This window comes from Frigoribacterium sp. MCBA15_019 (assembly GCF_001864945.1).
In the GTDB taxonomy this organism is placed as follows: domain Bacteria; phylum Actinomycetota; class Actinomycetes; order Actinomycetales; family Microbacteriaceae; genus Frigoribacterium.
This window is the reverse complement of sequence record NZ_MJGS01000012.1, coordinates 227,394-251,512: the sequence shown is the minus strand read 5'-3', so window position 1 is coordinate 251,512 and position 24,119 is coordinate 227,394. Positions and strand designations below refer to the sequence as shown.

Below are 24,119 nucleotides of genomic sequence, written 5' to 3'. Positions count from 1 at the left end.
CTTGGAAGGGGGGTTTTGGGCCGCGACACGGCCCCAGTTCGGGTATCCCCCGAAAGGCCGAAAATCGCTGGTCAGCACCCGTTCGCGGGGTAGACCGGGCCGTCGCGAGACGCCCGGCACGAGAAGGAGGCGCGAGCCGGCCTCGTGAGCCGGGCCGCGCCTCCTGCGGGGGTGCCTGATGCGCTACTTGATCAGCGACGTGATCTGGAAGATGGGCAGGTAGAGCGCCACGATCATGCCGCCGACGACGACGCCGAGGAAGGCGATCAGCAGGGGCTCGATCAGGGCCGTGAGCGACTCGGTCGTCGACTTCACCTCTTGGTCGTAGAAGTCCGCGACCTTCTCGAGCATCGTCTGCAGCGAACCGCTGTCCTCACCGACCGAGATCATCTGCGTGACCATCGAGGGGAAGACCCCCGACTCGGTCAGCGGTCCGGCGATGGACTCGCCCTGCCGCACCGACTCGGCCACCTTGACCAGCGCCTCCTCGAGGACGTAGTTGCCCGACACCTCACCCACGATGCGCAGCGCCGTGAGGATCGGCACGCCGGCCCCGATCATGTTCGAGAAGTTGCGGCTGAACCGTGCGATCGCGATCTTGCGGAACAGCGCACCGAAGACGGGCAGCCTCAGCTTGAGCGGGTCGAGGAACGCCCGCACCCTGACCGAGTTCTTGTTCGTCCGCCACCAGATCGAGAACGCGATGCCCACGACGATGCCGGCCGGCACCACGTACGGCATCGCCCGCGAGGCGTAGACGAGCATCATCGTCGGCAACGGCAGCTGCCCGCCGAGGTTCGTGAACATGTCCTGGAAGATCGGGACGATGAACAGCAGCATCACGACGACCGCGACGAGCGACATGACGAGCACGACGACGGGGTAGGTCATGGCCGACTTGATCGTCGACCGCAGCGCCACCTCTTTCTCGAAGTTCTCGGCCGTCGACTCGAGCGCCTTGTCGAGGAACCCACCGGTCTCGCCCGCCTTGATCATGTTGATCATCAGCGGGGGGAAGTCCTTGTCGTGCTTGCCGACCGCGTCCGAGAACGAGACGCCGGTCTCGACGTCGTCACGCACCTCGGCCATGATCTTGGCCAGCCGCTTGTTCTCGACCTGGTCGGCGAGGATCGTCAGGGTGCGCAAGAGCGACAGCCCCGAGCCGATCATGGTCGCCATCTGGCGCGACATGACCGCGATGTCCTTCATCTTGACCGCGCGGTCGCCGAGCCCGGGGATCGACACCTCGCGCTGCAGGCCCGTGCCGGCGCCCGCCTCGCTGATCGAGATCGGCTGCACGCCCATCGTGCGCAGGCGGGTGATGACCGCGCCCTCGCTCGACGCGTCGACCTTCCCCTTGACGACCTTGCCGGCCCCGTCACGCCCCTTGTAGGCGTAGGCGACTGCCCCGGCCATCAGGCGGCCCCGCCCGAGAACGAGTCGCCGAAGTCGATGCCGCTGTCGAGGCCCTGACTCTCGGACTTGTTGATCACACGCGTCACGAGACGGTCAAACCCTTCACGGTCGTGCACCTTCTCCATGGCGGCCTTGTGCGTCACGACGCCGGTGTTCACCAGGTCGGCGAGCTTCTGGTCCATGGTGTGCATGCCGAGGTCACGGCCCGCCTGCATCGACGAGGCGATCTGGTAGGTCTTGCCCTCGCGGACGAGGTTGCCGATGGCGGGGGTCATCATCATGATCTCGGTCGCCACGACCCGGCCCCGCCCGCTGGCCTTGGGCAGCAGCGTCTGGCAGACGACGCCCTGCAGCGTCGAGGCGAGCTGCGTGCGCACCTGGTCCTGCTGGTACGGCGGGAACACGTCGATGACACGGTCGATCGTCTGCGCCGCGCTCTGCGTGTGCAGGGTCGCGAACACCAGGTGGCCGGTCTCGGCGGCGGTCAGCGCGACCGAGATGGTCTCGAGGTCGCGGAGCTCGCCGATCAGGATGACGTCGGGGTCCTGCCGCAGCACGTGCTTGAGCGCCGCCGCGAAGCTGTGCGTGTCGTGCCCGACCTCGCGCTGGTTCACGAGCGACTTCTTGTGCTGGTGCATGAACTCGATCGGGTCCTCGACCGTCACGATGTGGTCGGCGCGCGTGCGGTTGACGAGGTCGATCAGTGCCGCGAGGGTCGTCGACTTGCCCGAACCCGTGGGGCCCGTGACGAGCACGAGACCGCGCGGCAGCTTGGCGAAGGTCGACACCGACTCGGGCACGCCCAGGTCGCCGAGCTGCTTGATCTCGGTCGGGATGAGCCGGAACGCCGCCCCCAACGAACCGCGCTGCTGGTAGAAGTTCACGCGAAAACGCGCCTCGTCCGAGAGCGAGTAGGCGAAGTCGAGCTCGAGCTCGTCGTCGAACCGCTGCTGCTGCTCGGGCGTGAGCAGGCTCTCCAGCGCCGTGCGGACGATGGCCGCATCCCAGACGGTCCCGCCGGCGAGGGCCGGTCGCAGGGCGCCGTCGACGCGGATCGTCGGCATCGCGTCGGTGGTGACGTGCAGGTCGGACGCGTTCTGCAGCACGACCTGGATCAACGCCGAGACGAGCCCGGCGTGCGCGTGGTCGCGCGGGTGGCGGTGCAGCTCGATGCCGTGGAAGTCGGCCGCGTCCTCGGGGGTGGTGAGGACGGCGGTCGGCGCGTCGGCGGCGACGTGCTGCGGGGCCGGGGCGTCCCAGGGCGCCACCGCGGACGGGGCCGCCGGGACGCCGTCGGCGGCCGGGAAGACGACGCCCTCGGCGGCGAACGGCGAGGCGGACGAGCTCGTCGCCGTCGTGCCGGCCGTCGCCGGGATCGCGACGGTGGGGGCGGTGGCGGCGAGGTCCGTCGCGGAGCCGGCCCGCGCCTCCTGCGTGGGGGTCGCCTGAGCCCGGGAGGCGCGGATCGGCTCCTCGAAGCGGGGGTCGACCCAGCCGGCTCGCGGCGTGGACGGCAGCACGTGGCCGGCGGGCGGCGGGCTGAGCGGTGCCGGGGAGGCTGCCGTGGGCCCTGCGGCCGCGGGCGGCGTGAGCACGGAGGAGGGCGCGGAGACCGACGACGGGGCCGCGGCCGACCGGGGCAGGACCGGCGAGGGGCCGGTGTCGGGGACGAGCAGGGCCTCCTGGTCGGCGAGCGCGGCCTTGTCGACCAGGGCCTCGGCCAGCCGGGCGGCGCGACGGCTCGAGGGGGCGCGCGTCGGCGTCCACCCCATGACCGGGTCCTGTCCACCGTCGAGGCTGTAGACGGGCGCCGGGGCGGCGCCGCCGGCGGACGCGGGGGCGGGCGGGAAGGGCGACGCCGAGGACACGTCGGCCGGAGCCGGCGACGGCGCGGTCGCCGTGGTGGCGGCGGCCGTCCGGATCTCGTCGCCGGGACGCCCGGGGGTCCAGCTTCCGGGAGCGGCGTCGGCTGCCGCGTCGTCGGGGAGGTCGTAGATCGAAGCGCTCATGAGAGGGCCTCCTCGTTCTCGGTCCGGGCTCGGCCGGAGACGGGCGTCACGCGACGACCCGCAGGATCTCTTCGACGCTGGTGAGGCCGAGCTTGGCCTTCGCCCAACCGTCCTGACGCAGGCTCAACATGCCCTGCTCACGGGCGACCCGGCCGATCTCGGCGCTGGACGCGCGGGCGACGGCGAGGCGTTCGATCTCTTCCGAGACGCTCATCACCTCGTGCAGGGCGATGCGACCGCGGTAGCCCGTGTTCGAGCACTGCTGGCAGCCCACCGGCTGGTACACCGTGGGGTTCTCGTCGGGCCCGACGCGGAACTTCAGATGCGCCAGCTGCAGCGGCGAGTAGGCCGTGGGCGTCTTGCACCGGTCGCAGAGCCGACGCGCCAGGCGCTGGGCGACGACGCAGTCGATGGCCGACCCCACGAGGAAGGGCTCGATGCCCATCTCGGTGAGGCGGGTGATCGCGCTCGGGGCGTCGTTCGTGTGCAACGTGCTCAACACGAGGTGGCCGGTGAGCGACGCCTCGATCGCGATCTGCGCCGTCTCGTGGTCGCGGATCTCGCCGAGCAGGACGACGTCGGGGTCGGACCGCAGGATGCTGCGGAGCGCACTCGCGAAGGTCAGGCCCGCCTTGGGGTTGACCTGCACCTGGTTGATGCCCTTCATGCGGTACTCGACCGGGTCCTCGACCGTGATGACGTTGATCTCGGGACGGGCGACGGCGTTGAGCGTCGTGTACAGCGTCGTCGACTTGCCCGAGCCCGTGGGGCCGGTGACGAGGATCATGCCGTAGGGCTTCGAGTACGACTCGGCGTAGACGTCGAAGTTGCGCTCGAGCAGGTTGAGGTCGCGCAGGCTCATCGAGGTGTTCGAGTTGTCGAGGATGCGCATGACGACCTTCTCGCCCCACACGGTCGGCAGCGTCGCCACCCGCAGGTCGATCTGGCGCCCGCCGTGGCGCACCGACATGCGGCCGTCCTGCGGCTTGCGGCGCTCGGCGATGTCGATCTCGCTCATGATCTTGAGACGCGAGATGACGCCGTTCTGGATCGCCTTCGGTGCTGGCTGCATCTCGTGCAGCACACCGTCGATGCGGTAGCGGATGCGCACGTCGGTCTCGGACGGCTCGATGTGGATGTCGGAGGCGTGGTCGGTGATCGCCTGGCTGACGAGCAGGTTGACGAACCGGACGATCGGCACGTCGTCGTCCGGGCCGTCGGTGATGTCGGCGGCCGTCTCGTGCGCCCTCTCCTCTTCGAGGGTCGACGTCAGGTCGTTCAGCTCGTCGTCGGCGCGGAGGTAGCGGTCGATGGCGGCGCGGAGGTCGTTCTTCTCGGCGACGACGGGGTCGACGCCCATGCGCAGGCCCGCGCGGACGTCGTCGATGGCGAAGACGTCGCCCGGGTCCTCCATGGCGAGGATCAACGAACCGTCGCGCACGCCGATCGGCAGGACCTTGTGCCGTCGGCACACGGCCGCGGGCACCATCGTCACGGCCGAGCGGTCGACGGGGTAGTCGATCAGCTCGACGAAGTCGAGGTCGGCGGCGGTGGCCCGGGCCCGCGCCACCTGCATCTCGGTGACGACGCCTCGCGAGAGGAGGTCGCGGATCGACGCCTCTTCCTCGGCCGGGCCGCGCGGGATCACGTCGAGCTGCTCGATCGGCAACAGCCCGTGCAAGATCAGGATCTCGGTCATGGAAGCCACGCGTACCTCCTCGGAAGTACAGGGCCTCGGGGGTAGGACGACGAGGCCGTTCGACGCTCGGGGTCGGGACCGAGCTTGCCTCACGCTACGGCCGGGACGTCGTCGCCGGCACGTCCCAGAGCGGGTGCCCCTCGAAGGGGTGCGGGCCCGCCCGCGTGACGACGAAGGGCCTCGGTCCGCACGAGGTGCGAGCCGGGGCCCTTCGAGGCGAGGCCTTCAGGAGGCGCGGTGCGGGTCAGACCCTCACCGCGCCTCCTTGCGGGGTTCTCAGTTGTAGGTGCCGGGCGTGAAGTCGTCCGAAGAGAACGAGTCGAAGTCCACGAAGCTCAGGTCGGCTTCGTTGAACGATGCATCGTCGGTGAAGACGCGGTTGGGGTACCGCTCCGCCTTCGCCTCTTCCGTCGCCTCGACCGACACGTCGCGGTAACGCGACAGGCCGGTGCCCGCGGGGATGAGCTTTCCGATGATGACGTTCTCTTTCAGACCGACCAGCGGGTCGCTCTTGCCTTCCATGGCCGCCTGCGTCAGGACGCGGGTCGTCTCTTGGAAGGACGCGGCCGACAGCCACGACTCGGTCGCCAGCGAGGCCTTCGTGATGCCCATGACCTCTTGGCGAGCGGACGCGGTCCGCTTGCCCTCGGTCAGTGCCGCACGGTTGATCTCGTTGTACTTCGACCGGTCGACGAGCTCACCGGGCAGCAGGTCGGTGTCGGCGTGGTCGACGACGGTGACCTTGCGGAGCATCTGACGGACGATGACCTCGATGTGCTTGTCGTGGATCGGCACACCCTGCGAGCGGTAGACGTCCTGGACGCCACCCACGAGGTGCTGCTGCACCGCACGGACGCCCTTGACGCGCAGGACCTCTTTCGGGTCCACCGCACCGGCGATGATCTGCTCACCGAGCTCGACGTGCTGACCGTCCTCGACGAGGAGGGTCGAACGCTTGAGCACGGGGTAGATCACTTCTTCGTCGCCGTTGTCGGGCTGCAGGATGACGCGGCGAGCCTTGTCGGTGTCCTCGATCGTGATGCGACCGGCCGAGTCGGCGATCGGGGACGCACCCTTGGGGGTACGCGCCTCGAACAGCTCGGTCACGCGAGGCAGACCCTGCGTGATGTCGTCAGCCGAGGCCGAACCACCGGTGTGGAAGGTACGCATGGTCAGCTGCGTGCCGGGCTCACCGATCGACTGGGCCGCGATGATGCCGACGGCCTCACCGATGTCGACCAGGTTGCCGGTGGCCAGCGAGCGGCCGTAGCACTGGGCGCAGACACCGACGGCGGCCTCACAGGTGAGGACGGAGCGGACCTTGATGGTCTCGACACCGGCCGCGACGAGCTCGTCGATCAGCACGTCTCCGACGTCGGCGCCGGCCTCGGCCAGCACCGTGCCCTTGGCGTCCACCGCGGCTGCCGCGAGCGACCGTGCGAACACGGTGTTCTCGACGGTCGCGTCGCGCACCATGACGCCGTTCGCGTCGGGTGCGGCGATCGGCATCTCGAGGCCGCGCGAGGTGCCACAGTCGTCTTCACGGATGATGACGTCCTGCGACACGTCGACGAGACGACGGGTCAGGTACCCCGAGTCGGCCGTACGGAGGGCCGTGTCGGCCAGACCCTTGCGGGCACCGTGCGTCGCGATGAAGTACTCGGCCACCGACAGACCCTCGCGGTACGAGGAGATGATCGGGCGGGGGATGATGTCACCCTTCGGGTTGTTCACCAGGCCTCGCATGCCGGCGATGTTGCGCACCTGGAGCCAGTTACCACGTGCCCCGGACGTCACCATGCGGTTGATGGTGTTGTCGATCGGGAAGTTCGCCCGCATCTCGGCGGCGACCTCGTTCGTGGCCTCCGTCCAGATCTTGATCAGGTCGGCACGACGCTCGGCGTCGGAGATGAGGCCCTTGTCGAACTCGGACTGCACCGCCGCGGCCTGCTTCTCGTAGCCCGCGACGATCTCGGGCTTGCGCGGAGGCGTGAGCACGTCGGACAGCGCGACGGTGACACCCGAACGCGAGGCCCAGTAGAAGCCCGCGTCCTTGATGTTGTCGAGGGCTGCCGCGACGGCGACCTTCGGGTAGCGCTCGGCGAGGTCGTTGACGATCGTCGAGAGCATGCCCTTGTCGGTCACCTGCTGGACGAACGGGTAGTCCGCCGGCAGGTTCTCGTTGAAGAGCGCACGACCGAGGGTCGTCTCGAGCAGGATGTCCTGCCCGACCTCGTAGCCCTCTGGAGCTTCGCCCTCGGCGAAGTGCACGCCGTTCATGCGGATCTTGACCATCGCGTTGAGGTCGAGCGAGCCCTGGTCCTTGGCGAGGATCGCCTCGGCGACCGACGAGAAGGCACGGCCTTCACCCTCGGCACCTTCGGTGACCGTCGTCAGGTAGTGCAGACCGATGATCATGTCCTGTGCGGGCAGGGTCACCGGGCGGCCGTCGGACGGCTTCAGGATGTTGTTCGAGGCGAGCATCAGGATGCGCGCCTCGGCCTGGGCCTCGACGGACAGCGGCAGGTGCACGGCCATCTGGTCACCGTCGAAGTCGGCGTTGAACGCCGCGCAGACGAGCGGGTGCAGCTGGATGGCCTTGCCCTCGACCAGCTGGGGCTCGAACGCCTGGATGCCGAGACGGTGCAGCGTGGGCGCACGGTTCAGCAGCACGGGGCGCTCACGGATGATCTCTTCGAGGACGTCCCAGACCTGCGGACGCGAACGCTCGACCATGCGCTTGGCCGACTTGATGTTCTGAGCGTGGCTCAGGTCGATCAGGCGCTTGATGACGAACGGCTTGAACAGCTCGAGGGCCATCTGCTTGGGCAGACCGCACTGGTGCAGCTTGAGCGTCGGGCCGACGATGATGACCGAACGACCCGAGTAGTCGACGCGCTTGCCGAGCAGGTTCTGGCGGAAGCGACCCTGCTTTCCCTTGAGCATGTCGCTCAGGGACTTCAGGGCGCGGTTGCCGGTACCGGTGACGGGACGACCGCGACGACCGTTGTCGAACAGGGCGTCGACGGCCTCTTGCAGCATGCGCTTCTCGTTGTTCACGATGATCTCGGGGGCACCGAGGTCGAGCAGGCGGCGGAGGCGGTTGTTGCGGTTGATGACGCGACGGTAGAGGTCGTTCAGGTCGCTGGTCGCGAAGCGGCCACCGTCGAGCTGCACCATCGGGCGCAGCTCGGGCGGGATGACCGGGACGACGTCGAGGACCATGGCGGCCGGCGAGTTGCCGGTGGCCAGGAACGAGCTGACGACGCGCAGGCGCTTGATGGCGCGGATCTTCTTCTGACCCTTGCCCTCGGAGATCTGCAGGTGGAGGTTCTCGGCCTCGGTGGTGAGGTCGAAGGCCTCGAGGCGCTTCTTGATCGCCTCGGCGCCCATGTGGGCCTCGAAGTAGATGCCGAAGCGGTCCTGCAGCTCGTGGAAGACGGCGTCCTCGGGCTTGAGGTCGCCGACCTTGAGGTTGCGGAAGTCCTCCCACACGCGCTCGAGGCGGTTGATGTCCTCGTCGAACGACTTGCGCGTCTGCGACATCTCTTTCTCGGCGCCGTCCTTCGCACGACGCTTCTGGTCGCTCTTCGCGCCTTCTTCCTCGAGGACGGCCAGGTCGTCCTCGAGCTTCTTCAGGCGGTCGGCGATGCGCGTGTCGCGCTGCGACTCGAGCTGCTTGATCTCGAGGCGGAGCTCGTTCTCGAGTCCGGGCATGTCGGCGTGACGGCCCTCTTCGTCGATCGAGATGACCATGTAGGCCGCGAAGTAGATGACCTTCTCGAGGTCCTTCGGGGCCATGTCGAGCAGGTAGCCCAAGCGCGAGGGGACGCCCTTGAAGTACCAGATGTGCGTGACGGGGGCGGCGAGCTCGATGTGGCCCATGCGCTCACGACGCACGGACGACTTCGTGACCTCGACGCCGCAGCGCTCGCACACGATGCCCTTGAAGCGGACGCGCTTGTACTTGCCGCACGCGCACTCCCAGTCACGCGAGGGCCCGAAGATCTGTTCTCCGAAGAGACCGTCCTTCTCGGGCTTCAGCGTGCGGTAGTTGATGGTCTCCGGCTTCTTGACCTCACCGTGCGACCAGGCGCGGATGTTCTCGGCAGTGGCGAGGCCGATCCGCAGCTCATCGAAAGTTGTTGCTTCGATCAAAATTTAATCCCTTGTCAGATGTATCGACGTGTCGTTGTGGGAAGGGGGCTTAGATCTCGTCGACGTTCGACGATTCGAAGCGGGAGGAGATGTTGATGCCGAGCTCTTCGGCGGCACGGAAGACCTCGTCGTCCGTGTCGCGCAGGCTGACCGTCTGGCCGTCGGCCGAGAGGACCTCGACGTTCAGGCACAGCGACTGCATCTCTTTGATGAGGACCTTGAAGCTCTCGGGGATGCCGGGCTCCTGGATGTTCTCGCCCTTGACGATGGCTTCGTACACCTTCACGCGGCCGAGGATGTCGTCCGACTTGATGGTCAGGAGCTCTTGCAGCGCGTACGCGGCGCCGTAGGCCTCGAGGGCCCAGACCTCCATCTCACCGAAGCGCTGGCCACCGAACTGTGCCTTACCACCCAGCGGCTGCTGCGTGATCATCGAGTACGGACCCGTCGAACGCGCGTGGATCTTGTCGTCGACGAGGTGGTGGAGCTTCAGGATGTACATGTAGCCGACCGAGATCGGGTTCGGGAACGGCTCACCCGAGCGACCGTCGAACAGACGCGCCTTGCCGGACGAACCGATCAGACGCTCACCGTCGCGGGTCGGCAGGGTCGAGTCGAGCAGACCCTCGATCTCGCGCTCGGCGGCACCGTCGAACACCGGGGTGGCGACCTTCGTGCCGGGAGCGGCGCTGAGCGCCTCTTCGGGCAGGTTCTTCGCCCACTCCTGGACGCCTTCGACGTTCCAGCCCTGCGCCGCGATCCACCCGAGGTGGATCTCGAGCACCTGGCCGAAGTTCATGCGACCGGGAACACCCAGCGGGTTGAGGATGATGTCGACCGGCGTGCCGTCCGCGAGGAAGGGCATGTCCTCGACGGGAAGGATCGTCGAGATGACGCCCTTGTTGCCGTGACGACCGGCGAGCTTGTCACCCGCGGTGATCTTGCGCTTCTGGGCGATGAACACGACCACGCGCTGGTTGACGCCCGAGCCGAGCTCGTCGTCGCCGTCCTGCGAGTCGAACACCTTGACGCCGATGACCGTGCCCTGCTCGCCGTGGGGCACCTTCAGGGACGTGTCGCGGACCTCACGGCTCTTCTCGTTGAAGATCGCACGCAGCAGACGCTCTTCGGCGCTGAGCTCGGTCTCGCCCTTGGGCGTGACCTTGCCGACGAGGATGTCGCCGGGGCGCACCTCGGCACCGATGCGGATGATGCCGCGCTCGTCGAGGTCGGCCAGCAGGTCGGGGCTGACGTTGGGGAGATCACGGGTGATCTCTTCCTTGCCGAGCTTCGTGTCGCGGGCGTCGACTTCGTACTCTTCGATGTGGATCGACGAGAGAGTGTCGTCCTTGATGAGGTTCTGCGACAGGATCATCGCGTCCTCGTAGTTGTAGCCCTCCCACGGCATGAACGCGACGAGCAGGTTCTTGCCGAGTGCGAGCTCGCCGTTCTCGGTCGCGGGACCGTCGGCGATGACCTCGCCGACCTCGACGCGCTGGCCGGCGTCGACGATCACACGGTGGTTGTAGCTGGCGCCCTGGTTCGAGCGGTCGAACTTGCGCAGGAAGTAGTCCTGCGTGCCGCCGTCGTCGAGCTGGACGGTGACGACGTCGGCCGACACCTCGGAGACCACGCCCGCGGCGTCGGCGGTGACGACGTCACCGGCGTCGATCGCGGTGTAGCCCTCCATGCCGGTGCCGACGAGGGGGCTCTCGCTGCGGACGAGCGGGACGGCCTGACGCTGCATGTTGGCACCCATGAGGGCGCGGTTCGCGTCGTCGTGCTCGAGGAACGGGATCAGCGACGTGGCCACCGACACCATCTGGCGCGGCGAGACGTCCATGTAGTCGACCTCGGCCTTGTCGACGAGCTCGACCTCGCCGCCCTTCTTGCGGACGAGCACCTTGTCGTCGACGAAGTCGAACTTGTCGTCGAGGGGGGCGTTCGCCTGGGCGACGACGTAGTCGTCTTCTTCCGAAGCGGTGAGGTAGTCGATCGTCGTGGTGACGTTGCCCTTCTCCACGCGACGGTAGGGCGTCTCGATGAAGCCGAACGAGTTGATGCGCGCGAAGGACGCGAGCGAACCGATCAGACCGATGTTCGGGCCTTCAGGGGTCTCGATCGGGCACATGCGGCCGTAGTGCGAGGGGTGGACGTCGCGGACCTCGACGCCGGCGCGCTCACGCGACAGACCGCCGGGGCCGAGCGCGCTCAGGCGACGCTTGTGCGTCAGACCCGAGAGCGGGTTGTTCTGGTCCATGAACTGCGACAGCTGCGAGGTGCCGAAGAACTCCTTGATCGCGGCGACGACGGGGCGCACGTTGATCAGGGTCTGCGGCGTGATCGCCTCGATGTCTTGGGTGGTCATGCGCTCGCGGACGACGCGCTCCATGCGCGACAGACCGGTGCGGACCTGGTTCTGGATCAGTTCGCCCACCGCGCGGATGCGGCGGTTGCCGAAGTGGTCGATGTCGTCGACGTCGAGGCGCAGCTGGACGGGCTCGCCGTCGCGCGTGCCGTTCATCGTCTTCTCTTCGGCGTGCAGCGACACGAGGTACTTGATCGTCGCGACGATGTCGTCGACGGTCAGGACCGAGTCGCCCAGGGGCGCGTCGATGCCGAGCTTGCGGTTGATCTTGTAGCGACCCACCTTGGCCAGGTCGTAGCGCTTGTGGTTGAAGTAGAAGTTGTCGAGGAGCGCACGCGCGGCCTCTGCGGCGACCTGCTCGCCCGGACGGAGCTTGCGGTAGATGTCCTTGAGCGCCTCTTCCTTGGTGAGGATGGCGTCCTTCTCGAGGGTGGCCTCGATCGAGGCGAAGCCCTTGAACTCCTCCATGATCTCTTCGCTCGTCAGGCCGAGGGCCTTGAGGAAGACGGTCACGCTCTGCTTGCGCTTGCGGTCGATGCGGACGCCGACCTGGTCGCGCTTGTCGATCTCGAACTCGAGCCAGGCACCGCGGCTCGGGATGACGCGAGCCGAGTAGATGTCCTTGTCGCTGGTCTTGTCGGAGGCGCGCTCGAAGTAGACGCCCGGGCTGCGGACGAGCTGCGAGACGACGACACGCTCGGTGCCGTTGATGATGAACGTGCCGCGCTCGGTCATGAGCGGGAAGTCACCCATGAAGACCGTCTGGGTCTTGATCTCACCGGTGAGGTGGTTCATGAACTCGGCGTTCACGTAGAGCGGCGCGGCGTAGGTCTTGCCACGCTCTTTGCACTCGTCGATCGTGTACTTGGGCTCTTCGAGTTCGGGAGCCGTGAACGAGAGCTGCATGGTCTCGCCGAGGTCTTCGATCGGCGAGATCTCTTCGAAGATCTCTTCCAGGCCCGAGTGGAGGGCGAGGTCGGTGCGACCCTGCTCGGTCGCCTCGGCGAGGCGGTCCTTCCAGATGTCGTTGCCGACGAGCCAGTCGAAGCTCTCGGTCTGGAGCGCCAGCAGGTCGGGGACCGTCAGCGTGTCGGTGATCTTGGCGAACGAGAGCCGCGATGCGTTGCGACCGTTCTTGGGCGAGTTGGTGGATGCGTTGTTCGCAGCAGCCAAGGAAGTAACCTCCGTGGACCCCGTCGGGTCATCACTGTCGGACAGTATGTGGTGAGTGAGTGAACGGCCCTACCCGGCGGACACCATCCACCCCGCCGTCATATTCGGGGGTGGGTGTCTCGAGACGTTGTCGACCGCAATATGACGACAGGACGCACGGGGAGCGCAAAGGTCCATACTAGGTCGCCCCGGACACGCCTGGCAAGCCCTGTCGTTGACCTTTCGCTCGAGCTTCGGTATAACCCGGGCGCATGCACAGGCATTCCACGGGATCGGGGGCCGCGCGCGCCTCCTCGTCCCCGGGATGGGAGGCTGGAGGCATGGCCGCACAGCACGACGATCCACCCGTCGAGATCTCGATCGGGGCGGGCCTCGCCCGCGTGGACGAGGACCGGCACCGCCCTGGTTCGTACACGCTCGTCGTCGACGGCACGCCCCAGTCGCACGTCGACCTCGACGACCCGACGCACCTGGCCTTCGAGTACGTCCGACGGATCGGGCACGCGGTCGACCTGCTGCCCGAGGGGCCGGTGACGGCGCTGCACCTCGGCGCCGGCGCCCTGACCCTGCCGCGGTACGTCGAGGCGACCCGGCCGGGCTCGCGCCAGCAGGTGATCGAGCTCGAGGCCGACCTCGTGGCCCTGGTGCGCGAGACGCTGCCGCTGCCACGCGGGGCCTCCATTCGGGTGCGCTACGGCGACGCCCGCGAGGTCATGGTGAAGCTGCCCGCCGGGCTGCGCGGCACGGTCGACCTGCTGATCGTGGACGTGTTCGGCGGCTCGCAGATCCCCGCGCACGTGACCTCGCTCGAGTTCTACACGGCGGCGGCCGAGTTCCTGTCGCCGACCGGCATGCTGATCGTCAACTCGGCCGACGGCGCGGGCCTGGCCTTCGCCCGGGGCCAGGCGTCGACGCTCGCGACCGTGTTCGAGCACGTGGTCGCGGTCGCCGACCCGGCCACGCTCAAGGGGCGCCGCTTCGGCAACGTCGTGCTGATCGCCTCGCCGTCGCCGCTGCCGACCGACCGCATGCCGCGGCTCTACTCGTCGGACCCGCTGCCGGCCAAGGTGGTCCACGGCCGCGAGCTGCGCGACTTCGTCGCCGGGGCGCCCGTCGTCACCGACGCCACGGCCGTGCCGTCGCCCGAGCCGTCGCGGAGCGTGTTCGGGGCGCGGTGATCACGCTCCGGTCGAACCACTGGGCCGCCCCCGTGGCGCCCACGACGGCGACCGTGGCGAGGACCGTCGCGACGACGACGGGGACGACGTTCGGCAGGGTGGGCGTCACCGGCACCCTGGTGACCACGGCGAGCGCGAGCGAGAGGCCCGTCGACGTCGCCACGACGAGACCGACGGGCAGCGTGGCCGTGAGCACGACGACCAACCCCTCGGCCAGGGCGATCCGTCGCGCGACGGACGGTCGTGCCCCGTGGGCGGACAAGTGGAGTCGGTCGGGGTCGCGGCGAGGGCCGCGGAGCAGGGTGGAGGCGGCCGCGCCCGCGAGCGCCACTGCCGACGCCGGCCCGAGGGCCAGAGCCGTCTGACCCCATTGGGACGCCGAGGCCCCGGCGGGTGCGGCTCCGAGCATCACACCCAGGTCGAGCGCTGACCCGGTCGCCATCACGAGACCGACGAAGAGGCCGACGGTCACCGTCGTGGACACGCCGGCTACGGTCCCGGCAACCGCCCGGGCCCTCGTGATCCGCCAGACGACTCCTCTGCCGTCGGGAACCAGTCGTGTCCAGCGCCGAACGAACCACGGCGTGAAGCACGGGTACAGGAGGACGAGGGAGACGACCGACACGACGCCGACCGTCGAGTCCAGCGCGAGCAACCGGAGTGAGGGCGTGAAGAACGCGAGCTCGGAGAACGCGGCGACGTCGGCCTGGTCGAAGAACCCCGCGCCGGACGTGACGGCCGCCGTCAATCCGTCCCAGACGAGGACGAGGGCCACGACGGGCAGGACGAACACGAGCCACAGGGCGGCGACGACGACGATCCGACCTGCGGACGGGGCGGCGGCCGCCGTGCTGTCCGCCCCGTCGCCGCGGAGGACCCGAGCCGGGAGGCGCACCGAAGCCCTCGAGGCTGCCGAGCGCGCCGACAGCAGGGACAGCGCCACGACGGACGCAGCGCTGCACGTCCACGACAGGCTGCCGCCGACCAGCAGCACGGGCGAGGGGACGACGACGTCGAGGGAGGGACGGACCAGCGCCAGGACGAGGACGTGGGCGAGTGGCGCGGCGAGCACCGCCCCGAGGACGGCACAGCCACCTGCCCGGGCGAGTGCGAGACGAACGACGCGCCTCGGACCCAGCCCTGCGGTCGACAGGAGGGCGCTCTGTACCTCGTCGCCGCGCACGGCGAGTGCGTGCACGCGGATCAGGGCGACGACCGTCGCCATCGCCGTGGCGACGACGACAGGGCTCACGTCGGCGTCCACCGGATCGGGCTCGATCCGCCTCGTGATCTCGGAGGTCACCGTTAGTCCCAGCACGAACGTCAGGGCCGAGGTCGAGACGAAGGCGACGATCGTGGCGGCGAGGGCCGCCCGGGGGTCTGCGCGGATCGACCTCCAGGCCAGCCAGACCGTCATGCCGTGCCAGTCGAACGGAAGAGGGTCTCGAGCCCCTCCGGAGTCGGACCGGTCACGTCATGGCGCACCCGGCCCCGGTCGACGAAGACGACGCGACCGGCAGCGGACGCCACCCTCGGATCGTGTGTCACGACGAGGACCGCCGCGCCGGCACTGGAGCGGATGCGGATCATCTCGACCACGGCGTCGACCGACCTCGGGTCGAGCCCGTCGGTCGGTTCGTCGAGCAATGTGATGTGAGGCGGCTGGACGGCGACCCTGGCCAGTGCGACCCGGCGCCTCTCGCCACCCGACAGACCCTCGGGCAGTTCGTCGGACCTGTCGGCGAGTCCGACGCGACGAAGGGCGTCGTCGATCACGTCGGCCGGGGGCCTCTCGCCGCGGATGCGATGGAGGAGTTCGACGTTCTCCCGGACCGTCAGAGCGGGCAGGAGGTCGTCCCCCTGCAGGAGGAGGGCGACGTGATGAGCCCGCACCCACGCACGGCCTGCGGCGTCGAGCGCCTGGATGTCGCCACCGAGGACGTCGACGCGACCCGTCGAACAGTCCTGCAGCCCGGCCACGCACCCGAGGATCGACGACTTGCCGGACCCGGAGGGCCCCATGAGCGCCACGGTCTCACCCCTCGCCACGGTGAACGAGATCTGCTCGAGGACGGGGCGCCGCGCCCCCTTCGCGTCCACCACGTCGAGGCCGACCCCCCACAGCGACACGGCCGTCATCTGGTGCCTCCGCGGAGGAACAGGTAGTCGGGCAGGGCATCGAGGATCGTCGACCTCGCCGACTCGCCGACGACGCGGTCGGAGGCAGCTGGCGAGAGGCATTGGACGCGACTGTCGTGCATGCGACGAAGGTAGCAACATTCTTATCCACAATGTCAGATCGGCCCGAGATCGGCATCCTCTCGGGCACCCCGCCACGATGTGGACACGACGCCATGCGAAAAGGTGGCGGTGTGTCCATTTCGTGGCGGCGTGAGGGTGCGGCGGCGTGACGGCATGAGCGCGCGACGGCACGAACGCACAGCGACCCGGTCCGGGAACCGTGGGGCCGGGCGGCGGGGCTACTGGTCGGCGCGGGGGGCGGGGGCGCCGAGGGCGGCGCGGAGGCGGGCCTCGGCGTCGTCGGGGGCCTTCGCCGCCTCGACGTTGGCCTCGGTCACGGCCTTGATGACCTCTTCGCGCTGGATCTTGACCCCGCGCGGTGCGTCGATGCCGATGCGCACGCCGTCGCCACGGGAGTCGAGCACCGTGATGACGATGTCGTCGCCGATCACGATGCGTTCTCCGACCTTGCGTGTCAGCACCAGCATCGGGCCAGCTTACTGAGCGCGGGGCGCTCCGGTCGCGACGACAGGCAGGAGGCGCGGGTCGGCGGGCCCGGGACGGCGCCGGCCACGAGGCACGACCGCGGGAGGACGCCCACCGCAGGAGGCGCGGCTCAGCGGCCCGCGCCTCCCTCGCGCCAGCCCACCGGCACGCCGAGCAGGTGAACCGTGCCCGGGGTCGCCGTGTCGTCCTCGCCGACCACCGCGGCCGCGACCACGGGCGCGACCGCCCGGACGGCCTCGACCCAGCGGGCCGTGTCGTCGTGCTTGCGGCCGACGTCGACCGCGACCCAGACCTGGTCGGCGGCGATCGCCTCGAGGGTGGCGGGAGCGGCGGCGTCCCAGGCGAGGGCCGTCACGACGGCCGAGTTCTCGTGCACGCCGGTGGCGCGGGCCAGGATGCCGCTGCGTCGATCCGACACGTCGACCGAGCGCAGCCCGAAGGTCGACGCCATCTGGGCGGCCACGCGGAAGGCGTCGCCGGGGCGGCCGACGACCACGACGAGGTCGCCTGCCCCGCGCGACACGTCGGGGGCGGGCGGCACACCCGGGGAGGCCACGGCTCGGGCCTGCGCGGCGAGGGCGTCGGCGGCGGCCGCGAGCGAGGCGGCCGTGCGGCGGGGAGCGGCCCCGTGCGGCGCGTCGGGGTCGGCGGCGTCACCGTCGGCGAAGGCGGTGGGACCCGCACCCACGGCACCAGCGCCGGCACCCCCGCCGGCGCCGGCGGCGGGCGCGATGCCGTTGAAGGTGAGGTCGTCCATGATCGAGGCGAACGCGTCGGTGCGCGTCGAGACGTCGGCCGGGGCCGCGACCGGCACCGCGCCTCCTGCGCTTGACGGCGAAGCCGACGCCCCACCCGCGGCGGCGGCAGCGGCGCGGGCGGCCCGACGCGGGCTCACGGGCACGGCCGAGCCGGTCAGCACGTCGTCGAACCCGTCCCGGACGGGCGTGCTCGACGCGACGGCGCCACCGGGGGCCATCGAGGCCGACCACGCGGCCCGGGGTGCCGGAGCCCCCGCCTGCAACGCGTCCTCGGCCTCGTCCGCCGACGCCAGCAGTGCCGCGATGCCCGCGCGTTCGGCCGGCACCGGCGTCGTGATGCGCACCCGGGCGACGGGCAGGTCGATCGCGGGGTCGGGCACCTCGACCGTGACCTCGTAGTGCTTGCGGGCGAAGAAGCCGGCGACTCCCCCGACGGTGACCTTCTGCGCCGCGACGATGCGGGCCGAGGCACCGTGGGTCGCCCGCACCTCGCGGCGCAGCGCGTCGAGCGTCTCGCCGGTCATGACGATCGTGGTCGCCATCTCAGGCCACGATCGAGTCGGTCGCGCGGACGACGCCGACGGTCTCGATGGTCGAACCGGCGGCGGTGGCCTCCTGGTACGACAGCACGGGCAGGCCGTTCTGCTGCGCCGACACGAGCCGGTGGATGGCCGGCCGCAACGCAGGAGCGCAGACCAGCACCGCACTGAGACCCTGGGCCTCGACCGACTGCACGGCCTCGCGCAGCGACCCGAGCACCTGCTCGACCCGGTGCCCGTCGAGCAGGATCTGCGTGCCCTGGTCGCTCGGCCGCAGCCCCTCGAGCATCGACTGCTCGAGGGTGGGGTCGATCATGATGACCCGCAGCACGCGGCCGTCGAGGTACTGCGCCGTGAGCGCGGGCCCCAAGGAGGCGCGGGCCGCCTCGACGAGTCCCTCCGGGTCGGTCGACACCTTCGCCCGCAGCGTCAGCCCCTCGCAGATCCGCGCGAGGTCGTTGATCGGGATGCGCTCCGACAGCAGGCCCTGGAGGACGCGCTGCAGTTCGGCGAGCGACAGCATGTTCGGCACGAGGTCGTCGACGGCCGGGGCGTTTACCTGCTTGACGCCCTCGGTCAGCACGCGGACGTCCTCGCGGGTGAGCAGTCGGGCGGCGTTGTCGGCGATGATCGACGACAGGTGCGTCACCAGGACCGAGACGCGGTCGATCACCGTGGCGCCGGTCATCTCGGCGCTGTGGCGCATCTCGGCGGGCACCCATTTGCCGGCGAGGCCGAAGACCGGCTCGACCGTGGCCGTGCCGGGCAGTCCGTCGAGTGAGTCGCCCAGGGCGAGCACCGACCGGGCCGGGGCCTGGCCGCGGCCGGCCTCGACGCCCGCGATGCGGATGGAGTAGGTGGCCGGCGGCAGGTCGACGCTGTCCCGGGTGCGGACGGGCGGCACGACGATGCCGAGGTCGACCGCGATCTTGCGGCGCAGCGCCTTGACCCGGCCGAGCAGGTCGTCCGACGCTCCCCCGACCATGTCGACGAGGTCGGGTGCGAGCAGGATCTCGAGCGCGTGCACCCGCATCTGCTCGAGCAGGTCGTCGGTCGTGTCGGTGGGGGCGACGACCGCCGCCTGCTGCTCTGCGAGGGCCGCGCGCGCCTCCTCGGCCTTGGCGGCCACGCCGAGCCGGTAGGCGACGACCAGCAGCGCCCCGCCGATCAGCAGGAAGGCGACGATCGGCATTCCGGGGATGAAGCCCATGCCGATGGCGGCGGTCCCGGCCACGGCGAGCGCGATGCGCGACTGCCCGAGCTGCGACGCGGCCTGCGCGCCCATCTCGGTGTCGGCGCCGGAGCGGGTGACGATCATGCCGGTCGAGACGGCCATCAGCAGGGCGGGGATCTGCGTGGTCAGACCGTCGCCGATGGTGAGCAGCCCGTAGTGCGACAGGGCGTCGCCGATGGCCATGCCGTTCTGCAGGGCGCCGATCGCGATGCCGCCGACCAGGTTGATGATGATGATGATGATGCCGGCGATCGCGTCGCCCTTGACGAACTTCGACGCACCGTCCATGGCGCCGTAGAAGTCGGCCTCGGCACTGACGTCGGCGCGGCGCTGCTTGGCGACCTCGTCGGTGATGAGACCGGCGTTGAGGTCGGCGTCGATGGCCATCTGCTTGCCGGGCATGGCGTCGAGGGTGAAGCGCGCGCCCACCTCGGCGACGCGCTCTGCACCCTTGGTGACGACCACGAACTGGATCACGACGAGGATCAGGAAGATCACCGAGCCGATGATGATCGAGCCGCTCACGGCGACGTGACCGAACGCCGCGATGACGTCGCCCGCGTAGCCGTCGCCGAGCACGAGGCGCGTCGAGGCCACGTTCAGTCCGAGGCGGAACAGCGTCGCCACGAGCAGCAGCGACGGGAACACCGAGAAGTCGAGCGGCTTCTTGACGAACAGCGTCGTCAGCAGGATCACCAGCGCCAACAAAATGTTGAGGATGATCAGCACGTCGAGCAGCGGCGCGGGCACCGGCACGACGAGCAGCAGCACGATGCCGACGATGCCGACCGGGACGGCGAGCTTGGGCAGGGTGGACTTCATCGGGTGCCTCCAGAGGTGGCGGGGCGGACGGAGCGGGAGACCGCAGGAGGCGCGGTGCGGGACGGCGCGGAGGTCGTGCCGGTCGCGGTGCCGGTCGCGCCGGTCGCGGTGCCGGTCGCGCCGGTCGCGGCCTCGCGGGCGATGCGGAGGCGGCGGGGCACGGCGTCGGCCTCGAGCGACTCGGGCGCGAGGACGCCGGCCACCTCGTCGGCCGTGGTGACGCGGGGCGGCGTGTGCGTGCCCTTCAGCGTGCCGCAGGCCTTGAGCGCCATGACGAAGGTGAGCACGCGGGCGACCGGCGTGTAGAGGTCGACGGGGATCTCCTCGCCCAGGCCGCAGGCGGCATGGAGGGCCCGGGTCAGGGGCACGTCGACGACGAGCGGGACGCCGTCGGCCGTGGCCTGTTCGCGGATGCGGGCGGCGACCGTGCCGGCGCCCTTCGCGACGACGCGCGGCGCCGACTTGCCGGGTTCGTACTTCACCGCGACGGCGTAGTCGGTCGGGTTGACCATGACGACGTCGGCGTCGGCGATGGCCCCGATCATGCGGTTGCGGCTCATCGCGAGCTGACGGGAACGCCGCTGCGACTTGACCAGGGGGTCGCCGTCGCTCGACTTGTTCTCGTCCTTGACCTCTTTCTTGGTCATGCGCGTCTTCTTGCGGTTGCGACGCATGACGACGAAGACGTCGGCGAAGGCGAGCAGCAGGCCGGCCGCGATCGCGGCCTTGATCAGGATGCCGGTGCCGACCTTCGCCTCCGCGAGCACGGCCGAGACGCTGAGGCCGCCGCCGCTCATGAGCACGGGCATCAGGCCCTGGATGGCGAACCAGAGCACCAGGCCGACGACGGTCGTCTTGATCAGCGCCTTCGCGCCGTTCCACAACGCCTGCGTGCCGAAGGTGTTCTTCAGGCCGTTGAGCAGGTTGAACTGCTCGTAGTTGCCGGTCATGCGCTTGATGTGCACGCCGCCCTGCACGATCGCGGTCGCGAGCACGGCCACGCCGACGACCGCGAGCATCGGCCCGATCGTCGCCCCCATCGATCCCGCGCCCTGCATGAGTTCGGTGACGACGGTGGACGAGTCGGGGTGCGTGATGGCCTGGCGGATCGAGAACATCTGGTCGACGCCCGCCGAGGACGCCCGCTCGATGGTCGAGGGGATCATCACGGCGGCGGCGCCGACGCCCACCCAGGCGCTGAGGTCCTGCGACCGGGACAGCTGGCCCTTCGAGTGGACCTCTTTCATCCGCTTGTCGGTCGCGGCCTCGGAGCGCTCGCCGGAGTCGTCCGCCATGTCAGCCCACCCCCAGCAGCATGTCGGCGGCGTCGCCGGTCAACGAGGCCACGACGCCGGGCAGCGCGAGGAAGACACCGCCGGCCAGCATGACCGTCATGAGGATCTTGAGCGGGAAGCCCATCGCGTAGGCGTTGAGGGCCGGCGCGACGCGCGAGAGCAGTCCGAGACCGACGTCGGCGAGGAACAGCACGACGCAGAGCGGCCCGGCGATCTGGATGGTCGAGAGGAAGAGCTGGCTGACGCCGGTCGTCAGCAGCTCGACCGGACGGGAGAGGTCCATGCCGAGACCGAGCGGGACGGCGTCGAATGAGCGGGTGAGTCCCCCGATGATCAGCTGGTAACCCCCGGTCGCGAACATCAGCGCGAGTGCGGTCATCTGGAACAGCCGGGTGAACTGCGCGCCGTTGACCATCGACTGCGGGTCGAACGCCTGGGCGAGCGTGAAGCCGCCGAAGAGGTCGATCAGGCTGCCGGCCGCCTGCACCGCGGCGAAGGCGACGAACACCAGGAACCCCAGCACGGCGCCGACGACGAGCTCGAGCACGAGCGCCATGACGAACGGCCCCGTCTCGAGCGACACGTAGCCGGGGGTGACGCGCGGCGCGACGGCGAGCGCGAGCCCGATGCCGAGCATGGCCTTCACCCGCGCCGGGAACGCGCGGTACGAGAACGGAGGCGCGATCACGAGGAACGCGGTCATGCGCACGGCGGCGAGGAGGGTGGCCTCGAGCCAGCTCAGGTCGAACGACACGGTCGGCCCCTACCCGCCGCTGAGCAGCTGGGGGATGCGGTCGAACACCATGGTCGTGAACGACACCATCTCGCTGATCATCCAGTGGCCGGTGACGATGAGCGCGATGCCGACGGCGACGGCCTTCGGCACGAACGAGAGGGTGACCTCCTGGATCTGGGTGATCGACTGCAGCAGCGAGATCGCGAAGCCGACGACGAGCGAGGTGATCAGGACGGGCGCGGCGAGCTTGCCCGTGATGATCAGGGCCTGCATGGAGAGGTCGAGGACGGCGTTGGAATCCATCAGGCACCCACCTGGTAACTCTCGATGAGGCTCTTGATGATGAGACCCCAGCCGTCGACGAGGACGAACAGCAGGATCTTGAACGGCAGCGAGATCATCACCGGCGGCAGCATCATCATGCCCATCGACATCAACGCGGCGCTGACGACGAGGTCGATGACGAGGAAGGGGATGAAGATGACGAAGCCGATGATGAACGCGGCGCGCAGCTCGCTGATCATGAACGACGGGATGAGCGTGAGCATGGGCACGTCGGCCTGGCTGGCGGGGTTCGGCTGGTTCGCCGAGCGGGTCATCAGCGCGAGGTCCTCTTCGCGGGTGTGGGCGAGCATGAACTCGCGCAGCGGGGCGATGCCGGCGTCGATCGCGCCCTGCAGGTCGAGGCGGCCGTCGAGGTAGGGCTGCACGGCGTCCGTGTTGATGTGGGTCAGGATCGGAGCCATGATGAACAGGCTCAGGAACAGGGCCAGCCCCGCGAGCACCTGGTTCGGCGGGATGGACGGCAGCGCGAGCGCGTTGCGCGTCATCGCGAGCACCACGAAGATCTTCGTGAACGACGTCATCATCAGCAGCAGTGCGGGCGCGACGCTCAGCAGCGTGATGCCGATCAGGGTGACGACGGCCTGGCTGGGTGCCCCGTCGGGGCCGTTGATGTCGATGTTCAGGCCGCCCGAGCCGGTGCCGTCGGACGTCGTCTGATCGGTGTCGGTGAAGTCGGTCGGGGTCGTGCCCGTGGTGCCCTCGGTGCCGGTGCCGTCCGTGGCCGGGGCGGTGGGCGCGGTGGGGGCCGTCGGCGAGACGGGGGCGGCGTTCGCCTGCTGACCGATCAGCATGACGAGGGCGGACGCCACGACGAGGGCGAGCAGCGTGACGACGACCGCGCGGGCGAAGCGCGTGTCGGCGAAGCGCACGGGCACGGCCACCACCGAGCGGCCCAGGGGGGCTCCGTGCAGGCCGTCACGCACCGTCGGGCGGACGAGCCGGCGCAGGGCGGACGCGAAGGAGGGGCGGGTCGGGGACGCGGACGACCGGCGGCCGGTCATCCGACTCGTCCGCTGCGCAGCACGGCTGCGGCCTGACGCCACGTGTCGGGGGCGAGGATCGAGCCCTCGAGCGACTTCGCGGCTCGCCCGGTGCGGCGGGCGGCCGGGTCACGAGGCGCGCGGCCGCGGAGACCGGCCGTCGCGGCACGACGGGCGGCACCGCGGGGGCGGAGCAGCTCGGCGGGGGTGGCGGAGGCCGACGCGAGGGACGGGGTCGTGGCGAGGGCCGGGGCCGCCGAGGTCTCGGCCGACAGCACGGCGGCGAACGAGGCCGAGGGCGCCGGGATCGCGACGGGTGCGATCGGGGTGACCCGCGCCTCCTGCACCGGGGTCGGCTCGTCGTCGGGCGCACCCGACGGGACGAGCGTGAGAGGGACGGCCTCGACGGGACGGTCGGCCGCAGCCAGGACGGTCACCGACGACTCGGTCACGCCGAGCACGAGGCGCTCGCCCTCGACGTCGACCACGACGACGCTCGCCTTCGCGCCGACGCCCTGGCGGGCGACGACCGAGACCTGTGACGTGGCGCGGGTGCCCGCGCGACCGCCCTTCACCAGGCGCTTCTGCAGCACCCAGAGCAGGGCGAGGACGACGCCCAACGAGAGGACGACCCGCAGGCCGACGACGACGGTGTCCACGA

At 69.8% G+C, this 24,119-nt stretch carries 16 protein-coding genes; 1 reads left to right on the top strand and 15 read right to left on the bottom strand.

Going from position 1 to position 24,119, the window contains the following annotated elements; all coding sequences use genetic code 11:
* Nucleotides 1-183 precede the first annotated feature (183 nt).
* The 5 genes from BIV04_RS10415 to rpoB form a co-directional block, all read right to left on the bottom strand.
* Nucleotides 184-1,416, bottom strand: coding sequence for a type II secretion system F family protein (locus BIV04_RS10415; RefSeq protein ID WP_071256209.1), 1,233 nt, complete (start codon nt 1,414-1,416; stop codon nt 184-186).
* On the bottom strand, nt 1,416-3,425 hold the full coding sequence (locus BIV04_RS17475) for a type IV pilus twitching motility protein PilT (RefSeq protein WP_304457119.1): 2,010 nt from the start codon (nt 3,423-3,425) through the stop codon (nt 1,416-1,418). Before BIV04_RS17475 ends, BIV04_RS10415 begins: the two co-directional genes overlap by 1 nt.
* A gap of 46 nt (nt 3,426-3,471) precedes the next feature.
* Nucleotides 3,472-5,133 carry a GspE/PulE family protein gene (locus BIV04_RS10405; protein WP_055975071.1) on the bottom strand — a complete coding sequence of 554 codons (1,662 nt, stop codon included), beginning with the start codon at nt 5,131-5,133 and terminating at the stop codon, nt 3,472-3,474.
* A gap of 267 nt (nt 5,134-5,400) precedes the next feature.
* On the bottom strand, nt 5,401-9,282 hold the full coding sequence (locus tag BIV04_RS10400; RefSeq protein WP_055975076.1) for a DNA-directed RNA polymerase subunit beta': 3,882 nt from the start codon (nt 9,280-9,282) through the stop codon (nt 5,401-5,403).
* A 49-nt stretch (nt 9,283-9,331) separates the two neighbouring features.
* Nucleotides 9,332-12,823, bottom strand: a complete 3,492-nt coding sequence (gene rpoB, locus BIV04_RS10395; RefSeq protein WP_054145403.1) for a DNA-directed RNA polymerase subunit beta — start codon at nt 12,821-12,823, stop codon at nt 9,332-9,334.
* A gap of 320 nt (nt 12,824-13,143) precedes the next feature.
* Between rpoB and BIV04_RS10390 the strand changes: the two genes are divergently transcribed.
* Nucleotides 13,144-14,001, top strand: a complete 858-nt coding sequence (locus BIV04_RS10390) for a spermidine synthase (RefSeq protein WP_071256208.1) — start codon at nt 13,144-13,146, stop codon at nt 13,999-14,001.
* On the opposite strand, the gene BIV04_RS10385 is transcribed toward BIV04_RS10390, so the two are convergent.
* The 10 genes from BIV04_RS10385 to BIV04_RS10340 all read right to left on the bottom strand — a co-directional run bounded on the left by BIV04_RS10385 (nt 13,940) and on the right by BIV04_RS10340 (nt 24,117).
* Complete coding sequence (locus tag BIV04_RS10385; RefSeq protein ID WP_071256206.1) at nt 13,940-15,418, bottom strand: hypothetical protein; 1,479 nt, start codon at nt 15,416-15,418, stop codon at nt 13,940-13,942. The two genes, BIV04_RS10390 and BIV04_RS10385, sit on opposite strands and share 62 nt — an antisense overlap.
* Nucleotides 15,415-16,140 carry an ABC transporter ATP-binding protein gene (locus BIV04_RS10380; protein ID WP_177174805.1) on the bottom strand — a complete coding sequence of 242 codons (726 nt, stop codon included), beginning with the start codon at nt 16,138-16,140 and terminating at the stop codon, nt 15,415-15,417. Before BIV04_RS10380 ends, BIV04_RS10385 begins: the two co-directional genes overlap by 4 nt.
* 341 nt (nt 16,141-16,481) lie before the next feature.
* Nucleotides 16,482-16,730 carry a carbon storage regulator CsrA gene (csrA, locus tag BIV04_RS10375; protein WP_043596512.1) on the bottom strand — a complete coding sequence of 83 codons (249 nt, stop codon included), beginning with the start codon at nt 16,728-16,730 and terminating at the stop codon, nt 16,482-16,484.
* 128 nt (nt 16,731-16,858) lie between these two features.
* The gene (locus BIV04_RS10370) at nt 16,859-18,049 is read right to left on the bottom strand and encodes a hypothetical protein (protein WP_071256205.1); all 1,191 of its coding nucleotides are present in this window, start codon (nt 18,047-18,049) and stop codon (nt 16,859-16,861) included.
* 1 nt (nt 18,050) lies between these two features.
* The gene (locus tag BIV04_RS10365; RefSeq protein WP_071256203.1) at nt 18,051-20,102 is read right to left on the bottom strand and encodes a flagellar biosynthesis protein FlhA; all 2,052 of its coding nucleotides are present in this window, start codon (nt 20,100-20,102) and stop codon (nt 18,051-18,053) included.
* Nucleotides 20,099-21,397, bottom strand: coding sequence for a flagellar biosynthesis protein FlhB (locus BIV04_RS10360; RefSeq protein WP_071256201.1), 1,299 nt, complete (start codon nt 21,395-21,397; stop codon nt 20,099-20,101). Before BIV04_RS10360 ends, BIV04_RS10365 begins: the two co-directional genes overlap by 4 nt.
* A 1-nt stretch (nt 21,398) precedes the next feature.
* Entirely contained in the window at nt 21,399-22,151 is a 753-nt protein-coding gene (locus BIV04_RS10355) for a flagellar biosynthetic protein FliR (RefSeq protein ID WP_255349758.1), read from the bottom strand.
* Nucleotides 22,152-22,160: 9 nt separating this feature from the next.
* Nucleotides 22,161-22,436 carry a flagellar biosynthesis protein FliQ gene (gene fliQ, locus BIV04_RS10350; protein WP_043596053.1) on the bottom strand — a complete coding sequence of 92 codons (276 nt, stop codon included), beginning with the start codon at nt 22,434-22,436 and terminating at the stop codon, nt 22,161-22,163.
* Complete coding sequence (fliP, locus tag BIV04_RS10345; RefSeq protein ID WP_369825314.1) at nt 22,436-23,479, bottom strand: flagellar type III secretion system pore protein FliP; 1,044 nt, start codon at nt 23,477-23,479, stop codon at nt 22,436-22,438. Before fliP ends, fliQ begins: the two co-directional genes overlap by 1 nt.
* Nucleotides 23,476-24,117, bottom strand: a complete 642-nt coding sequence (locus tag BIV04_RS10340) for a flagellar biosynthetic protein FliO (RefSeq protein WP_071256200.1) — start codon at nt 24,115-24,117, stop codon at nt 23,476-23,478. The genes fliP and BIV04_RS10340 overlap by 4 nt, the downstream gene beginning before the upstream one ends.
* Nucleotides 24,118-24,119: the final 2 nt, after the last annotated feature.